Source organism: Streptomyces sp. V2I9 (assembly GCF_030817475.1).
In the GTDB taxonomy this organism is placed as follows: domain Bacteria; phylum Actinomycetota; class Actinomycetes; order Streptomycetales; family Streptomycetaceae; genus Streptomyces.
Genome location: NZ_JAUSZJ010000002.1, coordinates 1,421,695 through 1,434,164, shown reverse-complemented (window position 1 = coordinate 1,434,164; position 12,470 = coordinate 1,421,695). Strand labels below are relative to the sequence as shown.

The following is a 12,470-nucleotide window of genomic DNA, read 5'->3' as shown; positions in this document are numbered from 1 at the left end:
TGTTGGGCACGTGACCGTGAACGCCAATACCTCCGTCGCCGGTGGCAACACCTGGCGAGACCTTCCCGCGGCGCAGCAGCCCGAGTACCCCGACTCCGAGGCGCTGCGCGATGTACTCGCGGACCTCGCGTCGTATCCGCCGCTCGTCTTCGCGGGCGAGTGCGACCAGCTGCGCGCCCGTCTGGGAGCCGTCGCCCAGGGCGAGGCGTTCCTGCTGCAGGGCGGCGACTGCGCCGAGGCCTTCGACGCCGTGTCCGCCGAGCACATCCGGGCCAAGCTGAAGACGCTCCTCCAGATGAGCGCCGTGCTGACCTACGCCGCCTCCGTGCCGGTCGTCAAGGTCGGCCGGATCGCGGGCCAGTACTCCAAGCCGCGCTCCAAGCCGACCGAGACCCGCGACGGCGTGACCCTGCCGACCTACCGCGGCGACTCGGTGAACGGCTTCGCCTTCACCGAGGAGGCACGGATCCCGGACCCGGCGCGGCTGAAGCAGATGTACCACGCGTCCTCCTCCACGCTGAACCTGGTGCGCGCCTTCACCACCGGCGGTTACGCCGACCTGCGCCAGGTCCACGCCTGGAACCAGGACTTCGTGAAGTCGTCCCCGGCCGGCCAGCGCTACGAGGCCCTGGCCCGCGAGATCGACAACGCGCTCAACTTCATGAAGGCGTGCGGCACCGACCCGGCCGAGTTCAAGGCGGTCGAGTTCTACGCCTCGCACGAGGCCCTGCTGCTGGACTACGAGACGGCGCTCACCCGCACGGACTCGCGCACCGGCGAGCTGTACGACACCTCCGGCCACATGGTCTGGATCGGTGAGCGCACCCGCCAGATGGACGGCGCGCACATCGAGTTCGCCTCCAGGGTCCGCAACCCGATCGGCATCAAGCTCGGCCCGACGACCACCGTCGAGGAGGCGCTCGGCTACGTCGAGCGCCTGGACCCCGAGCGCGAGCCCGGCCGGCTGACCTTCATCGTCCGCATGGGCGCCGACAAGGTGCGCGACAAGCTCCCCGAGCTGGTCGAGAAGGTCACCGCTTCCGGCGCGACGGTCGTCTGGGTCACCGACCCGATGCACGGCAACACCTTCGAGGCCGCCTCCGGCCACAAGACGCGCCGCTTCGACGACGTCCTGGACGAGGTCAAGGGCTTCTTCGAGGTCCACAAGGCCCTCGGTACCCATCCGGGCGGCATCCACGTGGAGCTGACCGGCGACGACGTCACCGAGTGCGTGGGCGGCGGTGACGAGATCTTCGTGGACGACCTGCACCAGCGCTACGAGACGGCCTGCGACCCGCGTCTCAACCGCAGCCAGTCCCTCGACCTGGCCTTCCTCGTCGCCGAGATGTACCGCGACCAGTAAGGAATTCCCGGCATACGCACCTGTGGGGCACGGATCCATGTGATCCGTGCCCCACAGTCGTCTCCGGGCCTTTTACGCCGGTTGAGCGACGGGTAAGGTTAGGTTAGCCTCACCGTGGAAGCGGGACGGCACCCGTGACCGATCCGCAGGGAGGTGAACCGCATGTACGTCTGTTCCTGCTTCGGCGTCACGGAAGCCCAGGTCAAGAAGCATGCGGACGCCGGAGCCTGCACCCCCCGGCAGATCGCCTCCGCCTGCAAGGCCGGAACCGACTGCGGTGGATGCGTGCGCCGTATCCAGGCACTGCTCGGCCGGGGCGACTGCGCCCGCCGTGAGCTGCTCGACCAGCGGCAGGAGCCCGCCACCGTCGGCGCGGCCGGGGACGTACGCCTCCCGGAAGCGGCCTGATCCCTCAGCTCTCCGGCTGCTCGATCAGCTGCGCGATGTAGAGCGGCTCACCCAGCTTCTCGACCAGCTCCAGCTGTGTGTCGAGGTAGTCGATGTGGTGCTCCTCGTCCGCCAGGATCGACTCGAAGATGTTCGCCGACGTGATGTCGCCCTTGGCGCGCATCACCTCGATCCCCCGCTTGAGGCGGTCGATCGCCTCCACCTCGACCTGGCGGTCCGCCTGGAACATCTCGGTGACCGTCTGCCCCACCCGGACATGGAAGAGCCGCTGGTAGTTCGGCAGCCCCTCCAGGAACAGGATCCGGTCGGTGAGGATCTCGGCGTGCTTCATCTCGTCGAAGGACTCGGCGCGGGTGTACTTGGCGAGCTTGGTCCATCCGAAGTTGTCCTGCATCTTGGCGTGCAGGAAGTACTGGTTGATGGCGGTCAATTCGGCAGTCAGCTGCTCATTGAGAAACTCAAGGACCTCGGGGTCGCCCTGCATGGCAAAGGCTCCTTCCAACCGGTGATCGAACTGGCGAGTTGGCCAGATCCTCGCACCGCGCTCAGCGACCGTCCAGTAAGTGCACGCTTAGTACGAGTTGCCCCGATGGTGGTCCGCCCTGGTCATGACCACCCCTGCCTGTCTGTCACCATGGAGGCATGGGTCAGCCGGAAAGCCGGGAGAACCGCGCAGCAGAACAGTCGGAGCTTCCGCCGGGACAGCGACTGCAGCGCGGATGGCCGGTCACCCATTACGGGCCCGTTCCCAAGTTCAAGCCCGACCGCTGGGAGTTCCGGGTCTTCGGGGCCACCGCCGACGGCGGCAAACACTGCTGGGACCACCAGGAATTCACGGCGCTGCCGTTCTCCTCGGTCGTCGCCGACCTGCACTGCGTGACGAAGTTCAGCATGCTCGGCGCGGAATGGGGCGGCGTTCCCGCCCGCACGGTCCTGGAACTGGCGCCGCCCGCCCCCGAGGCCACCCATGTGATGGTCTGGGCCGAATACGGCTTCTCGTCGAATCTGCGCATGGCCGACTTCGCCGCCGACGGCACCCTCTTCGCCACCCACAAGGACGGCGAACTCCTCACCGCCGAACACGGCTTCCCGCTCCGCCTCGTCGTCCCGCACCTGTACGCGTGGAAGGGCCCGAAATGGGTCCGGGGCATCGAGTACATGACCACCGACCGGCGCGGCTTCTGGGAGGAACGGGGCTACCACAACATCGGTGACCCGTGGTCCGAGCAGCGCTACTCCTACCAGGAAGAACCCGGGGACGGCCCCGAGCTGTAGCCCCTACGGCCGGGGTGCGCCGCGCAGCTCCTTCAGGCGGGCCACGTCCGCCGCGTGCCCCTCCCTGCCGCCGGGCGTCTCGATGATCAGCGGTACGCCCTCGGTCGCCGGATGCGCGAACAGCTGGCCGAAGGGCTCCGCCCCGATGTGACCGGCCCCGATGTTCTCGTGGCGGTCCTTGTGGGCGCCCACGACGTCCTTGGAGTCGTTGGCGTGGATCAGCTTCAGCCGTCCCGCGCCGACCGTCTCCACCAGCAGGTCCAGCGTCTGCCGCATACCCGACGGGCCGGTCAGATCGTGGCCCGCCGCGTAGATGTGGCAGGTGTCCAGACAGATCCCCAGCTTCGGGTGGGAGTCCAGCGCCTCGAAGTACGGCCCGAAGTCCCAGGTCCGCGAGCAGAGCGAGGAGCCCTGGCCGGCCGTCGACTCCAGCAGCAGATCCGGGTCGTCGTCACGGGTCAGCTCGTCCAGCAGCGGGAGCATGTACTCCCGCACCTGGGCCAGCGCCTCCGCGCGCGGCCGCCCGCCGGTCGCGGAACCGGTGTGCACCACCACGCCCAGCGCGCCGATCTCCCGTGCCCGCCGCAGTGAGTGGCGCAGGGAGTCCACGGACTTCTCCACCGTGGCCCCGGTGTGCGAGCCGAAGTTGATCAGGTACGGGGCGTGCACGTACGCGGGGATCGAGGCGGCCGCGCACCCGGCGCGGAACAGCTCGTCCTGTACCGGGTTCCCGGCGGGCGTCGCCCAGCCGCGCGGGTTGGCCACGAAGACCTGCACGGTCTCCGCCGCCAGCTCGCGGGCGTACTCCAGGCCGACCTTGGCGAGGCCGCCGGCCACCGGGACGTGGCCGCCCACCGGGTTGCGCGGGGTGTGCATGTGGTTCTAGAGCCCCTTGGTCCTGATGGTGATCGTGGACCCCTCGGGGGCCTGCTCGCCGCCGTCCACGGACTGGTCCGCGATCGTGTCGCTGAAGGAGAGGAACGGACGGTCGACCTCCACCTCGAAGCCGGCCTCCTCCAGGGTGCTCCGCGCCTCGTCGACGTTCCGGCCGGTGACGTCCGGGACGTCCAGCATGCGGGGGCCCTTGGAGACGGTCAGCTCGATCGTGTCGCCCTCGGCGGCCTCGGTCCCCTCGCCGGGGGACTGCTCGGCGATGTCGCCCTTCGCCTCGGGGGAGTGAACCCGGCCGGGCAGCACCTCGGCCCTGAGCCCCTCGGCCTCCAGCTCGGCGGTGGCATCCTGGACGGAGAGCCCGGTGACGTCCGGGACGTCGATCGGGGCGCCCTTGCTGACGACGAGCGCCACGGCCGTGTCCGGGGTGCGGTCGGTGCCCGCGCGGGGGTCCGTGCGGACCACCTCGCCGCGCGCCACGTCCTCGCTGAACTCCCTGGTCACCATGCCGGGCGCGAGGCCCACCTTCTTCAGGGAGCGCCGGGCGTCCGCGAGGGAGCTGCCCACCACGTCGGGCACCCGCACGATCTCAGGGCCTCGGGAGATCACGAGCTTCACCGAACCGTTGCCCCGGATGCGGTCGCCCGGCGCGGGGTCGCTGCGCACGACCGCACCCCGCTCGACGCTGTCGCTGAAGACCCGGTCCACGCCCCGGAGGTCGAGCCCGGCCCCGGCGATCCGCCGCTCGGCCTCCTGCTGGGTCTGGCCGAGCAGCGAGGGCACCCGGGTGAACTGCCCGGAGTTGATGTACCAGACACCTGTGCCGATGCCCAGCGTCAGCAGGACGGCGGTGAGCACCAGGATCAGCGTGCGGTGCGCCCCGCCGAACGGGCCGCGCCGCAGGAGCGGTCGCCGGGGGGCGGGCCCCGCGGGCGGCGTCTCCAGGCGGCTGGTGCGGTGCACGGCCCCGGCGTCGTCCGCCGGGAGGGCGCGGGGGATCACGCTCGTGCGGTCGTCCGCGCCGTCATGCGTGTCCGACAGCGCCTGCGGCGGTACGGCGTCCAGCTCGGCCCCGGTCATCCCGGCGCGGGCCTCACGGGCCTCGGCCAGCAGCAGCACCGCGTCGTGCGGGCGCACCTCGGGATTGCGGGCGGTCGCGCTCGCCACCAGGCTGTCCAGCGCGACCGGGAGCCCGGGCACGACGGCGGAGGGGGGCGGGACGTCGGAGTTGAGGTGCTGGTAGATGACCTGGGCGGCGTTCTCACCGGTGTGCGGCTTGGCGCCGGTCAGCATCTCGTACAGCACGACGCCGCAGGCGTACACGTCACTGCGGGTGTCGGCCGAACCGTGCTCGATCTGCTCGGGGGCGAGGTACGACACGGTGCCCAGCAGCGAACCGGTGGTGTCCGTGGCCGTGCCCACCGCCCTGACCAGGCCGAAGTCGGCGACCTTCACCCGGCCGTCGTCCCCGATCAGGACGTTCTCCGGCTTCATGTCGCGGTGCACGAACCCCGCCCGGTGCGCCGCCCCGAGCGCGGCGAGGACCGGCTCCAGGATGTCCAGCGCGGCCCGTGGCCGCAGGGCCCCGCGCTCGCGCAGCACGTCCCGCAGGGTGCAGCCCGCCACGTATTCCATCGCCAGGTAGACGTACGCCCCCTGGGCGCCCTGGTCGAAGACCGCGACCACGTTGGGGTGCGCGAGGCGCGCCACCGACTTGGCCTCCCGGATGAAGCGCTCGACGAAGGAGACGTCGGTGGCGAGCGCCGGGTGCATCACCTTGAGGGCGAGCACCCGGTCCAGGCGGGTGTCCACGGCCCGGTAGACCGTGGCCATCCCGCCGACGGCGATGCGCGCCTCAATGCGATACCGGCCGTCGAGCAGCTGCCCGACGAGAGGGTCCTGGAGGGTCGTGTCCACCCCGAGAGTCTACGAGCCGCCTCCGACACCCAGGACGGGCCGGGGCGCTCCCGCGGCCGATCTGCAGCCGATCCGTGACAGGGACACGCCCGCGGTGGGCGGGGCCCCTGTCGGCGGGGGTGGGACCCCGGAACGTAGGGGAGACCTCAGAACGACGGGCGCTCCGGGTCGAGCACCGCCCTCCCCGCCACCGGGGACGACGCCTCGGCGAAGTGGCGGCGCGGAATCCGGCCCGCCCGGTACGCGAGCCGCCCGCCCTCCACCGCGTGACGCATCGCACCCGCCATCAGCTCGGGCTCCTGGGCGCGGGTCACCGCGGAGGCGAGCATCACCGCCGCGCACCCCAGCTCCATCGCCTGCGCCGCGTCCGAGGCGGTCCCGGCCCCCGCGTCGAGGATCACCGGCACCCCCGCCCGCTCCACGATCAGCTCGAAGTTGTGCGGGTTGCGGATGCCGAGCCCGGAGCCGATGGGGGAGCCCAGCGGCATGATCGCCGCACACCCCACGTCCTCCAGTTTCCGGGCCAGCACCGGATCGTCGTTGGTGTAGGGCAGCACCACGAACCCGTCGTCCACCAGCGTCTCCGCCGCGTCCAGCAGCTCGATCGGATCGGGCAGCAGGGTCCGCTCGTCGGCGATCACCTCCAGCTTCACCCAGTCGGTGCCGAGCGCCTCGCGGGCCAGCCGTGCGGTCAGCACCGCCTCGCCTGCCGTGAAGCAGCCCGCGGTGTTCGGCAGCACCTGGATGGAGAGCCGCTCCAGCACCGAGAGCACCGAACCCCGCACGCTCGGGTCCAGCCGGCGCATGGCGACCGTGGTCAGCTCGGTGCCGGAGGCGATCAGCGAACGCTCCAGCACCTCCAGGCTCGGCGCCCCGCCGGTGCCCATGATCAGCCGGGAGCCGAAGGAGGCGGGGCCCAGCGTGAAGACGTCGTCCGACACGGTCAGCCTCCCTGTACGGCGGTCAGGACCTCGACGCGGTCGCCCTCGCCGAGCGTGGTGGCGGCCCACCGGCCGCGCGGGACGACGCTCTCGTTGACGGCGGCGGCGACCCCGGCGCGGGCCGGGGTGAGCGTGGCGACCAGGGTGCCCAGGTCGGTCCCGGCGGGGACGGCACGGGCCGCCCCGTTCACGGAGACGGTGACGTCCCCTCCCGCGGCCTCCGGTACGGCGGCGGCTCCGGGCGCGGAGGCGGTCGCGGGAGCGGTGGCTACCGGTACGGCGGTGACTTCCGGTCCGGCGGGCTGCTGGTTCATGCGGGCTGCTCCTGGGGTACGAGGGCGGCGGCGGGCTCGAAGCGGCCGGGGGAGAAGGGGGCGGACCGCCCGGGGCAGCTCGCCGGTGGTCAGCGCGTCGGCCATCGCGTCCCCCGTGACGGGCGTCAGCAGCACCCCGTTCCGGTGGTGGCCGGTGGCGAGCAGCAGACCGGGCAGGGCGGTCGGGCCGAGGAGCGGGGCGTTGTCCGGGGAGGCGGGGCGCAGCCCGGCGCGGGTCTCGGTCAGTGGCAGTTCGGTGATGCCGGGCACCAGTTCGTGGGCGTCGCGGAGCAGCTCGTACACCCCGCCGGCGGTCACCGTCGTGTCCCAGCCCATCTCCTCGCTGGTGGCGCCGACGACCAGTTCGCCGTTCTCCCGCGGGACGAGGTAGAGGTCGCCGCCCCGGACCACGGCGCGCACGGTGCGGCTGAGGAAGGGGGCGTACGCCGGAGGCACCGTGAGCCGCAGAACCTGGCCCTTCACCGGGCGTACCGGCGGTACGAGCTCCGGCGGCAGCCCCGCGAGCCGGCCGCTGAGGCTGCCCGCCGCGAGGACGACCTGGTCGGCCGCGAACTCCGTGCCGTCGCCGAGCAGCGCCCCGGCCGCCCGGCCCCCGGCGACGGTGAGCCGCTCGGCGGTCGTCCGGCGGAAGGCGACCCCGGCCCGCTCGCACGCGGTCAGCAGCGCCGCGGCGAGGCGGCGGGGGTCCACCTGGTGGTCCCCGTCGACACGGAGGCCGCCCCGGACGCCCGGAGCGAGCATCGGCTCCAGGCGGCGGCACTCACGGCCGCTCAGCCAGACCGACTCCAGACCCGAACGCTCCTGGAGGGCGTGCAGTTCCCGCAGATGCGCCCGGTCGTCGGAGTCCAGCGCCACGGCGAGCGTGCCGCAGGTCCGGAAGCCGGTGTCCCGGCCGCTTGCCTCCTCCAACTCCTCGACGAACGCCGGATAGCGAGCGGCGGAGTCGAGGTTGAGGCCGAGCAGCAGCTGTTCGCCGTAGTGCAGTTCGGTGACGGCGGCCAGCATGCCCGCCGCGACCCGGGCGGCCCCGCCGCCCGGCTCCGGATCGGCCACGGTGACGGTCAGCCCGCGCTGGGCGGCCCGCCAGGCGGTGACCAGGCCGATGACGCCGCCCCCCACGACGAGGACGTCCGCTCCGTTCGGTCTCGGGGTTCGCGCGACCCCGGAGGTGTTTCCCGCGACGTGCATGGGTGTCCAGCCCCTCCCTTCGCCGGCATGACCCGGATCAGGTGCGTACGGTCGGAGGCCGGCCAGCCTCCCTCTCAGCCCGGTGCGTCCGGGCTCCCGCGAGTGTTCTACCGTGGCCACCCTAAACCCCGCCGCCCACCGCCCAGCAGGGAGAGCCAGCCGCCATGGCCCGTTCGCTCGACGGACTCGTCCTCGCACCCGTCGCCGACCAGGCTCCCGGCCAGGTCGGAACCCGCACCCGGTTCGCGTACCACGAGGAGGGCGGCCGGATCTGGGCCGAGTACGCGGGCGGCGACGTGATCCGCGGACACCTCGTCGGCACGCGCGACGGAGACGCGCTGGACTTCCGCTACGTCCAGCTCGAGCAGGACGGAAGCACCTCGTCCGGGCACTGCCTCTCCACCGTCGTCGACCTCCCGGACGGCCGGGTGCGGCTGGAGGAGCGGTGGGCGTGGGAGTCCCGCGAGGGCAGCGGGACCAGCGTGGTGGAGGAACTGCCGTCCTGACGCGCTGTCCTGCCCTCGCCCTGACGTCCGGGGTCCCGCCCTCCCGGGGTCCGGTGTCCCCGGAGCCGCCTGCCTGACGACTCGTCAGGTGATTAAGGTGGACAGGTGAGCGAGCAGCAGACGGAGAACAACCCCGCCCGGAACGTCGTGATCGTCGGAGCGGGGATGGCCGGTGTGCAGAGCGCCGTCGCCCTGCGCGAGGCGGGCTTCGCCGGGTCCGTGACCCTGATCGGCGCCGAACCCCACCAGCCCTACGACCGCCCGCCGTTGTCCAAGGCCGTGCTGCTGGGCAAGGCCGAGGACTCCGCCTTCGACGTCGACTTCGAGGCGCTGGACATCGCCCTGCGCCTCGGCCTGGACGTCACCGCCCTGCGCGCCGCCGACCATGTGCTGGACACCGTCGAGGGGCCCGTGCCGTACGACGCCCTGATCATCGCCACCGGCGCGGAGCCCGTCGCCCTGCCCGGCGCCGAGGGCGTGCCCGGAGTCCATCTGCTGCGCACGCTCGACGACGCCGCCCGGCTGCGGCCCGTCCTGGAGCGGCGGCACGACGTGGTCGTCGTCGGAGCGGGCTGGATCGGCGCGGAGTTCGCCACCGCGGCCCGCGCCGCGGGCTGCGCGGTCACCGTCGTCGAGGCCGCCGCCCGCCCGCTCGCCGGAACCCTGCCCGCCGAGGTGACCGCCCCGATGGCCGCCTGGTACGCGGAGAGCGGTGCCGAACTCCTCGCCGGGGTCCGCGTCGAACGCGTCGAGGAGGGGGCCGTCGTCCTCGCGGACGGCCGGACGCTGCCCGCCGGGGCCGTGGTCGTCGGCATCGGCGCGCGTCCCGCCACCGGGTGGCTGGCCGGCTCCGGGGTCGTGCTCGGCCCGGACGGCTCGGTCACCGCCGACAGCGCGCTGCGCACCTCGCTGCCCGACGTGTACGCGGTCGGGGACTGCGCCTCCTTCCCCTCCGCCCGCTACGGCACCCGGCTCCTGGTCCACCACTGGGACAACGCCCTCCAGGGCCCGCGCACCGCCGCCGCCTCGGTCATGGCTGCCGGGACCGGCGCGCCGCTGCCCGTCCACGACCCCGTCCCGTACTTCTGGTCCGAGCAGTTCGGCCGCTTCGTGCAGTACGCCGGCCACCACGCGGACGCCGACACCCTGCTGTGGCGCGGCGACGGCGCGGACGCCGCCTGGTCCGTGTGCTGGCTGCGCGAGGGCGCGCTGGTCGCGGTGCTGGCGGTGGGCCGCCCGCGCGATCTCGCCCAGGGGCGCAGGCTGATCGAGTCGGGGGCCGCCCTCGATCCGGAGAAGGCGGCCGACCCCGCCGTACCGCTGAAGTCCGCCGCTCTCTGAGAGGATCCGCCGCTCCCGGCGGCCCGTGGCCCACCGTGGTCCGCCCCCCTTACGGTCGGCCCGGCTACCGGCTGTCGGTCCTGGATGGCACGCTTGTCCTCGTGACCGAGATTGACGCAAAGACCGATGCTCTCGTCCCTGCCTGGCTCCACCTTCCCGACATCGCCGAGATGCTCGACATCGAGGTGACGCGTGTGCGCCAGCTGGTCAAGGAGGGCCAGCTCATCGCCGTACGCCGTGGGGAGAACCGGACGCTCCAGGTGCCCGCCGCCTTCATCGACGGCGACAAGGTGGTCAAGGGCCTCGCAGGCACCCTGACCCTCCTGAAGGACGACGGCTTCTCCGACGAAGAGATGCTGGAGTGGCTCTTCACTCCCGACCCGACCCTGCCCGGCACCCCCGCGCAGGCGCTGAGCGAGAATCGCGGGACGGAGGTGAAGCGCCGCGCCCAGGCGCTCGCCGTCTGACCGATACGACCGGAAGCGGAGCACGGGCCGCCCGAAGCGGCCCGTGCACCGTCACGACCACGGGGGAGCGCCACCGATGTCCACGACCCGCGAGCAGCTGTCCGACGCGCGCCTCTACCTGTGCACGGACGCCCGCAAGGACCGGGGCGACCTGCCCGCCTTCCTGGACGCCGTGCTCGCCTCCGGCGTCGACATCGTCCAGCTCCGGGACAAGGGCCTGGAGGCCGCCGAGGAGCTGGAGCACCTCGCCGTCCTCGCCGACGCCTGCCGCCGGCACGGCAAGCTCCTCGCGGTGAACGACCGCGCCGACGTCGCCCACGCCATCGGCGCCGACGTCCTCCATCTCGGCCAGGGCGACCTGCCGGTCCCCGCCGCCCGCGCGATCATCGGCGCTGGCCGGATCATCGGCCGCTCCACGCACGCCGAGGCCGAGGTCGACGTGGCCGTCGCCCAGGAGGGCGTGGACTACTTCTGCACCGGCCCCTGCTGGCCCACCCCCACCAAACCCGGCCGCCACGCCCCCGGCCTCGGCCTCGTGCGCTACGCGGCCTCGCTCGACCAGCCGCGCCCCTGGTTCGCGATCGGCGGGATCGACGCGGGCAACCTGGACCGGGTGCTGGACGCCGGGGCCCGCCGCGTCGTCGTCGTCCGGGCCGTCACCGAGGCCGCCGACCCGGCCGCCGCCGCCGCCGAACTGTCCCGCCGCATCCGGGCGCGCGCGCTCTGAGATCCGGGCGCGGGCGCCCCGAGTGCCCGGCCCGGCGACCCCCGCGCCGCGCGGGCGGCTGTCCGAGGACTGGACAACAGTCCGGCAAAACGAGACAAAGTTCCCCTCTCTGGTTGGGGGAGTGTCCACACCCTGGTTAACCTCCCCTCATGGCCCTCGGCACACCCTCCACCAGGACGGATCACGCGCGCACCGTGCGTGACCTGCTAGCGACCGGTAAGACGTCGTACTCCTTCGAGTTCTGGGCGCCCAAGACGGAGAAGGGCGAGCGGAACCTCTGGAACGCGCTGCGCCGGGTCGAGGCGGTCCGCCCGAGCTTCGTCTCCGTGACGTACGGAGCCGGAGGCTCCACCCGCGCCGGGACGGTCAAGGCCACCCAGGAGATCGCGGCGGACTCCACGCTCACCCCGGTCGCCCACCTCACCGCGGTCAACCACTCGGTCGCCGAGCTGCGCAACATGGTCGGCCAGTACGCGGACGCGGGCATCAGGAACATCCTCGCGGTGCGCGGTGACCCGCCGGGCGACCCGATGGGCGAGTGGGTCGAGCACCCGCAGGGCGTGAAGTATGCGGCCGACCTGGTACGGCTCATCAAGGAGTCGGGCGACTTCTGCGTCGGCGTCGCGGCGTTCCCGGAGATGCACCCCCGGTCCACCGACTGGGAGACGGACATCGGTCATTTCGTCGACAAGTGCCGGGCGGGCGCGGACTACGCGATCACCCAGATGTTCTTCCGCCCGCAGGACTACCTCCGGATGCGTGACCGCGTGGTCGCGGCGGGTTGCGAAACGCCGGTGATTCCCGAGGTCATGCCCCTCACGAGCGTCAAGCAGCTGGAAAAGTTCTCCCAGCTCAGCAACGCGACCGTGCCCGAGTCGCTGAAAGAGCGCATCCTCGCGGCCAAGGACGATCCGGCCGCTGTACGCTCCATTGGCATCGAGTTCGCAACGGAGTTCTGCGCGGAGCTGCTGTCCGAAGGTGTACCCGGACTGCACTTCATCACGCTCAACAACTCGACGGCTACGCTCGAAATCTACGAGAAACTCGGACTGCACAAGCAGTCGTGACCGGTCGTATCCGCCGCCGACGCGGCTACGGCCGCAGGAGGGGG

At 72.4% G+C, this 12,470-nt stretch carries 12 protein-coding genes, 2 pseudogenes and 1 riboswitch; of the genes and pseudogenes, 8 read left to right on the top strand and 6 right to left on the bottom strand.

What is annotated here, in order from left to right; genetic code table 11:
- Nucleotides 1-16 precede the first annotated feature (16 nt).
- The gene (locus QFZ71_RS06430; RefSeq protein WP_307671352.1) at nucleotides 17-1,363 is read left to right on the top strand and encodes a class II 3-deoxy-7-phosphoheptulonate synthase; all 1,347 of its coding nucleotides are present in this window, start codon (nucleotides 17-19) and stop codon (nucleotides 1,361-1,363) included.
- 162 nt (nucleotides 1,364-1,525) lie between these two features.
- Nucleotides 1,526-1,771, top strand: coding sequence for a bacterioferritin-associated ferredoxin (locus tag QFZ71_RS06425; RefSeq protein ID WP_307667294.1), 246 nt, complete (start codon nucleotides 1,526-1,528; stop codon nucleotides 1,769-1,771).
- Nucleotides 1,772-1,775: 4 nt separating this feature from the next.
- Here the strand turns inward: QFZ71_RS06425 and bfr are convergent, their stop codons facing one another.
- A complete protein-coding gene (bfr, locus tag QFZ71_RS06420; protein ID WP_307667293.1) occupies nucleotides 1,776-2,255 on the bottom strand; it encodes a bacterioferritin in 480 nt (159 codons plus the stop codon).
- Between the two features lie 158 nt (nucleotides 2,256-2,413).
- Between bfr and QFZ71_RS06415 the strand changes: the two genes are divergently transcribed.
- A complete protein-coding gene (locus QFZ71_RS06415) occupies nucleotides 2,414-3,046 on the top strand; it encodes a sulfite oxidase-like oxidoreductase (RefSeq protein ID WP_307667292.1) in 633 nt (210 codons plus the stop codon).
- A gap of 3 nt (nucleotides 3,047-3,049) precedes the next feature.
- On the opposite strand, the gene QFZ71_RS06410 is transcribed toward QFZ71_RS06415, so the two are convergent.
- The 5 genes and pseudogenes from QFZ71_RS06410 to thiO all read right to left on the bottom strand — a co-directional run bounded on the left by QFZ71_RS06410 (nucleotide 3,050) and on the right by thiO (nucleotide 8,318).
- The gene (locus tag QFZ71_RS06410) at nucleotides 3,050-3,922 is read right to left on the bottom strand and encodes a deoxyribonuclease IV (RefSeq protein ID WP_307667291.1); all 873 of its coding nucleotides are present in this window, start codon (nucleotides 3,920-3,922) and stop codon (nucleotides 3,050-3,052) included.
- A gap of 6 nt (nucleotides 3,923-3,928) precedes the next feature.
- Complete coding sequence (gene pknB / locus QFZ71_RS06405) at nucleotides 3,929-5,854, bottom strand: Stk1 family PASTA domain-containing Ser/Thr kinase (protein ID WP_307667290.1); 1,926 nt, start codon at nucleotides 5,852-5,854, stop codon at nucleotides 3,929-3,931.
- 146 nt (nucleotides 5,855-6,000) lie between these two features.
- Complete coding sequence (locus tag QFZ71_RS06400; RefSeq protein ID WP_307667289.1) at nucleotides 6,001-6,795, bottom strand: thiazole synthase; 795 nt, start codon at nucleotides 6,793-6,795, stop codon at nucleotides 6,001-6,003.
- Nucleotides 6,796-6,797: 2 nt separating this feature from the next.
- Nucleotides 6,798-6,980: pseudogene (gene thiS, locus QFZ71_RS30420) on the bottom strand (sulfur carrier protein ThiS); the annotation flags it as partial.
- 125 nt (nucleotides 6,981-7,105) lie between these two features.
- Nucleotides 7,106-8,318: pseudogene (thiO, locus tag QFZ71_RS06390) on the bottom strand (glycine oxidase ThiO).
- Nucleotides 8,316-8,428: riboswitch (TPP riboswitch) on the bottom strand. (Overlaps the previous pseudogene by 3 nt.)
- Nucleotides 8,429-8,482: 54 nt before the next feature.
- Between thiO and QFZ71_RS06385 the strand changes: the two are divergent.
- The 5 genes from QFZ71_RS06385 (at nucleotide 8,483) to metF (ending at nucleotide 12,426) form a co-directional block, all read left to right on the top strand.
- On the top strand, nucleotides 8,483-8,824 hold the full coding sequence (locus QFZ71_RS06385) for a hypothetical protein (RefSeq protein WP_307667287.1): 342 nt from the start codon (nucleotides 8,483-8,485) through the stop codon (nucleotides 8,822-8,824).
- 165 nt (nucleotides 8,825-8,989) lie between these two features.
- Entirely contained in the window at nucleotides 8,990-10,165 is a 1,176-nt protein-coding gene (locus tag QFZ71_RS06380; protein ID WP_307671351.1) for an NAD(P)/FAD-dependent oxidoreductase, read from the top strand.
- A gap of 101 nt (nucleotides 10,166-10,266) precedes the next feature.
- A complete protein-coding gene (locus tag QFZ71_RS06375; protein WP_307667286.1) occupies nucleotides 10,267-10,632 on the top strand; it encodes an Rv2175c family DNA-binding protein in 366 nt (121 codons plus the stop codon).
- Between the two features lie 76 nt (nucleotides 10,633-10,708).
- The gene (thiE, locus tag QFZ71_RS06370; protein WP_307667285.1) at nucleotides 10,709-11,359 is read left to right on the top strand and encodes a thiamine phosphate synthase; all 651 of its coding nucleotides are present in this window, start codon (nucleotides 10,709-10,711) and stop codon (nucleotides 11,357-11,359) included.
- A 149-nt stretch (nucleotides 11,360-11,508) separates the two neighbouring features.
- Nucleotides 11,509-12,426, top strand: a complete 918-nt coding sequence (gene metF / locus QFZ71_RS06365; RefSeq protein ID WP_307667284.1) for a methylenetetrahydrofolate reductase [NAD(P)H] — start codon at nucleotides 11,509-11,511, stop codon at nucleotides 12,424-12,426.
- Nucleotides 12,427-12,470 lie beyond the last annotated feature (44 nt).

Excerpts from the sequence above, each read along its gene's own strand:
- QFZ71_RS06425 (WP_307667294.1), top strand. The coding sequence starts at position 1,526 with ATGTACGTCTGTTCCTGCTTCGGCGTCACGGAAGCCCAGGTCAAGAAG.
- bfr (WP_307667293.1), bottom strand. The coding sequence starts at position 2,255 with ATGCAGGGCGACCCCGAGGTCCTTGAGTTTCTCAATGAGCAGCTGACT.
- metF (WP_307667284.1), top strand. The coding sequence starts at position 11,509 with ATGGCCCTCGGCACACCCTCCACCAGGACGGATCACGCGCGCACCGTG.
- QFZ71_RS06410 (WP_307667291.1), bottom strand. The coding sequence starts at position 3,922 with ATGCACACCCCGCGCAACCCGGTGGGCGGCCACGTCCCGGTGGCCGGC.
- QFZ71_RS06380 (WP_307671351.1), top strand. The coding sequence starts at position 8,990 with ATGGCCGGTGTGCAGAGCGCCGTCGCCCTGCGCGAGGCGGGCTTCGCC.
- thiE (WP_307667285.1), top strand. The coding sequence starts at position 10,709 with ATGTCCACGACCCGCGAGCAGCTGTCCGACGCGCGCCTCTACCTGTGC.
- QFZ71_RS06415 (WP_307667292.1), top strand. The coding sequence starts at position 2,414 with ATGGGTCAGCCGGAAAGCCGGGAGAACCGCGCAGCAGAACAGTCGGAG.
- QFZ71_RS06385 (WP_307667287.1), top strand. The coding sequence starts at position 8,483 with ATGGCCCGTTCGCTCGACGGACTCGTCCTCGCACCCGTCGCCGACCAG.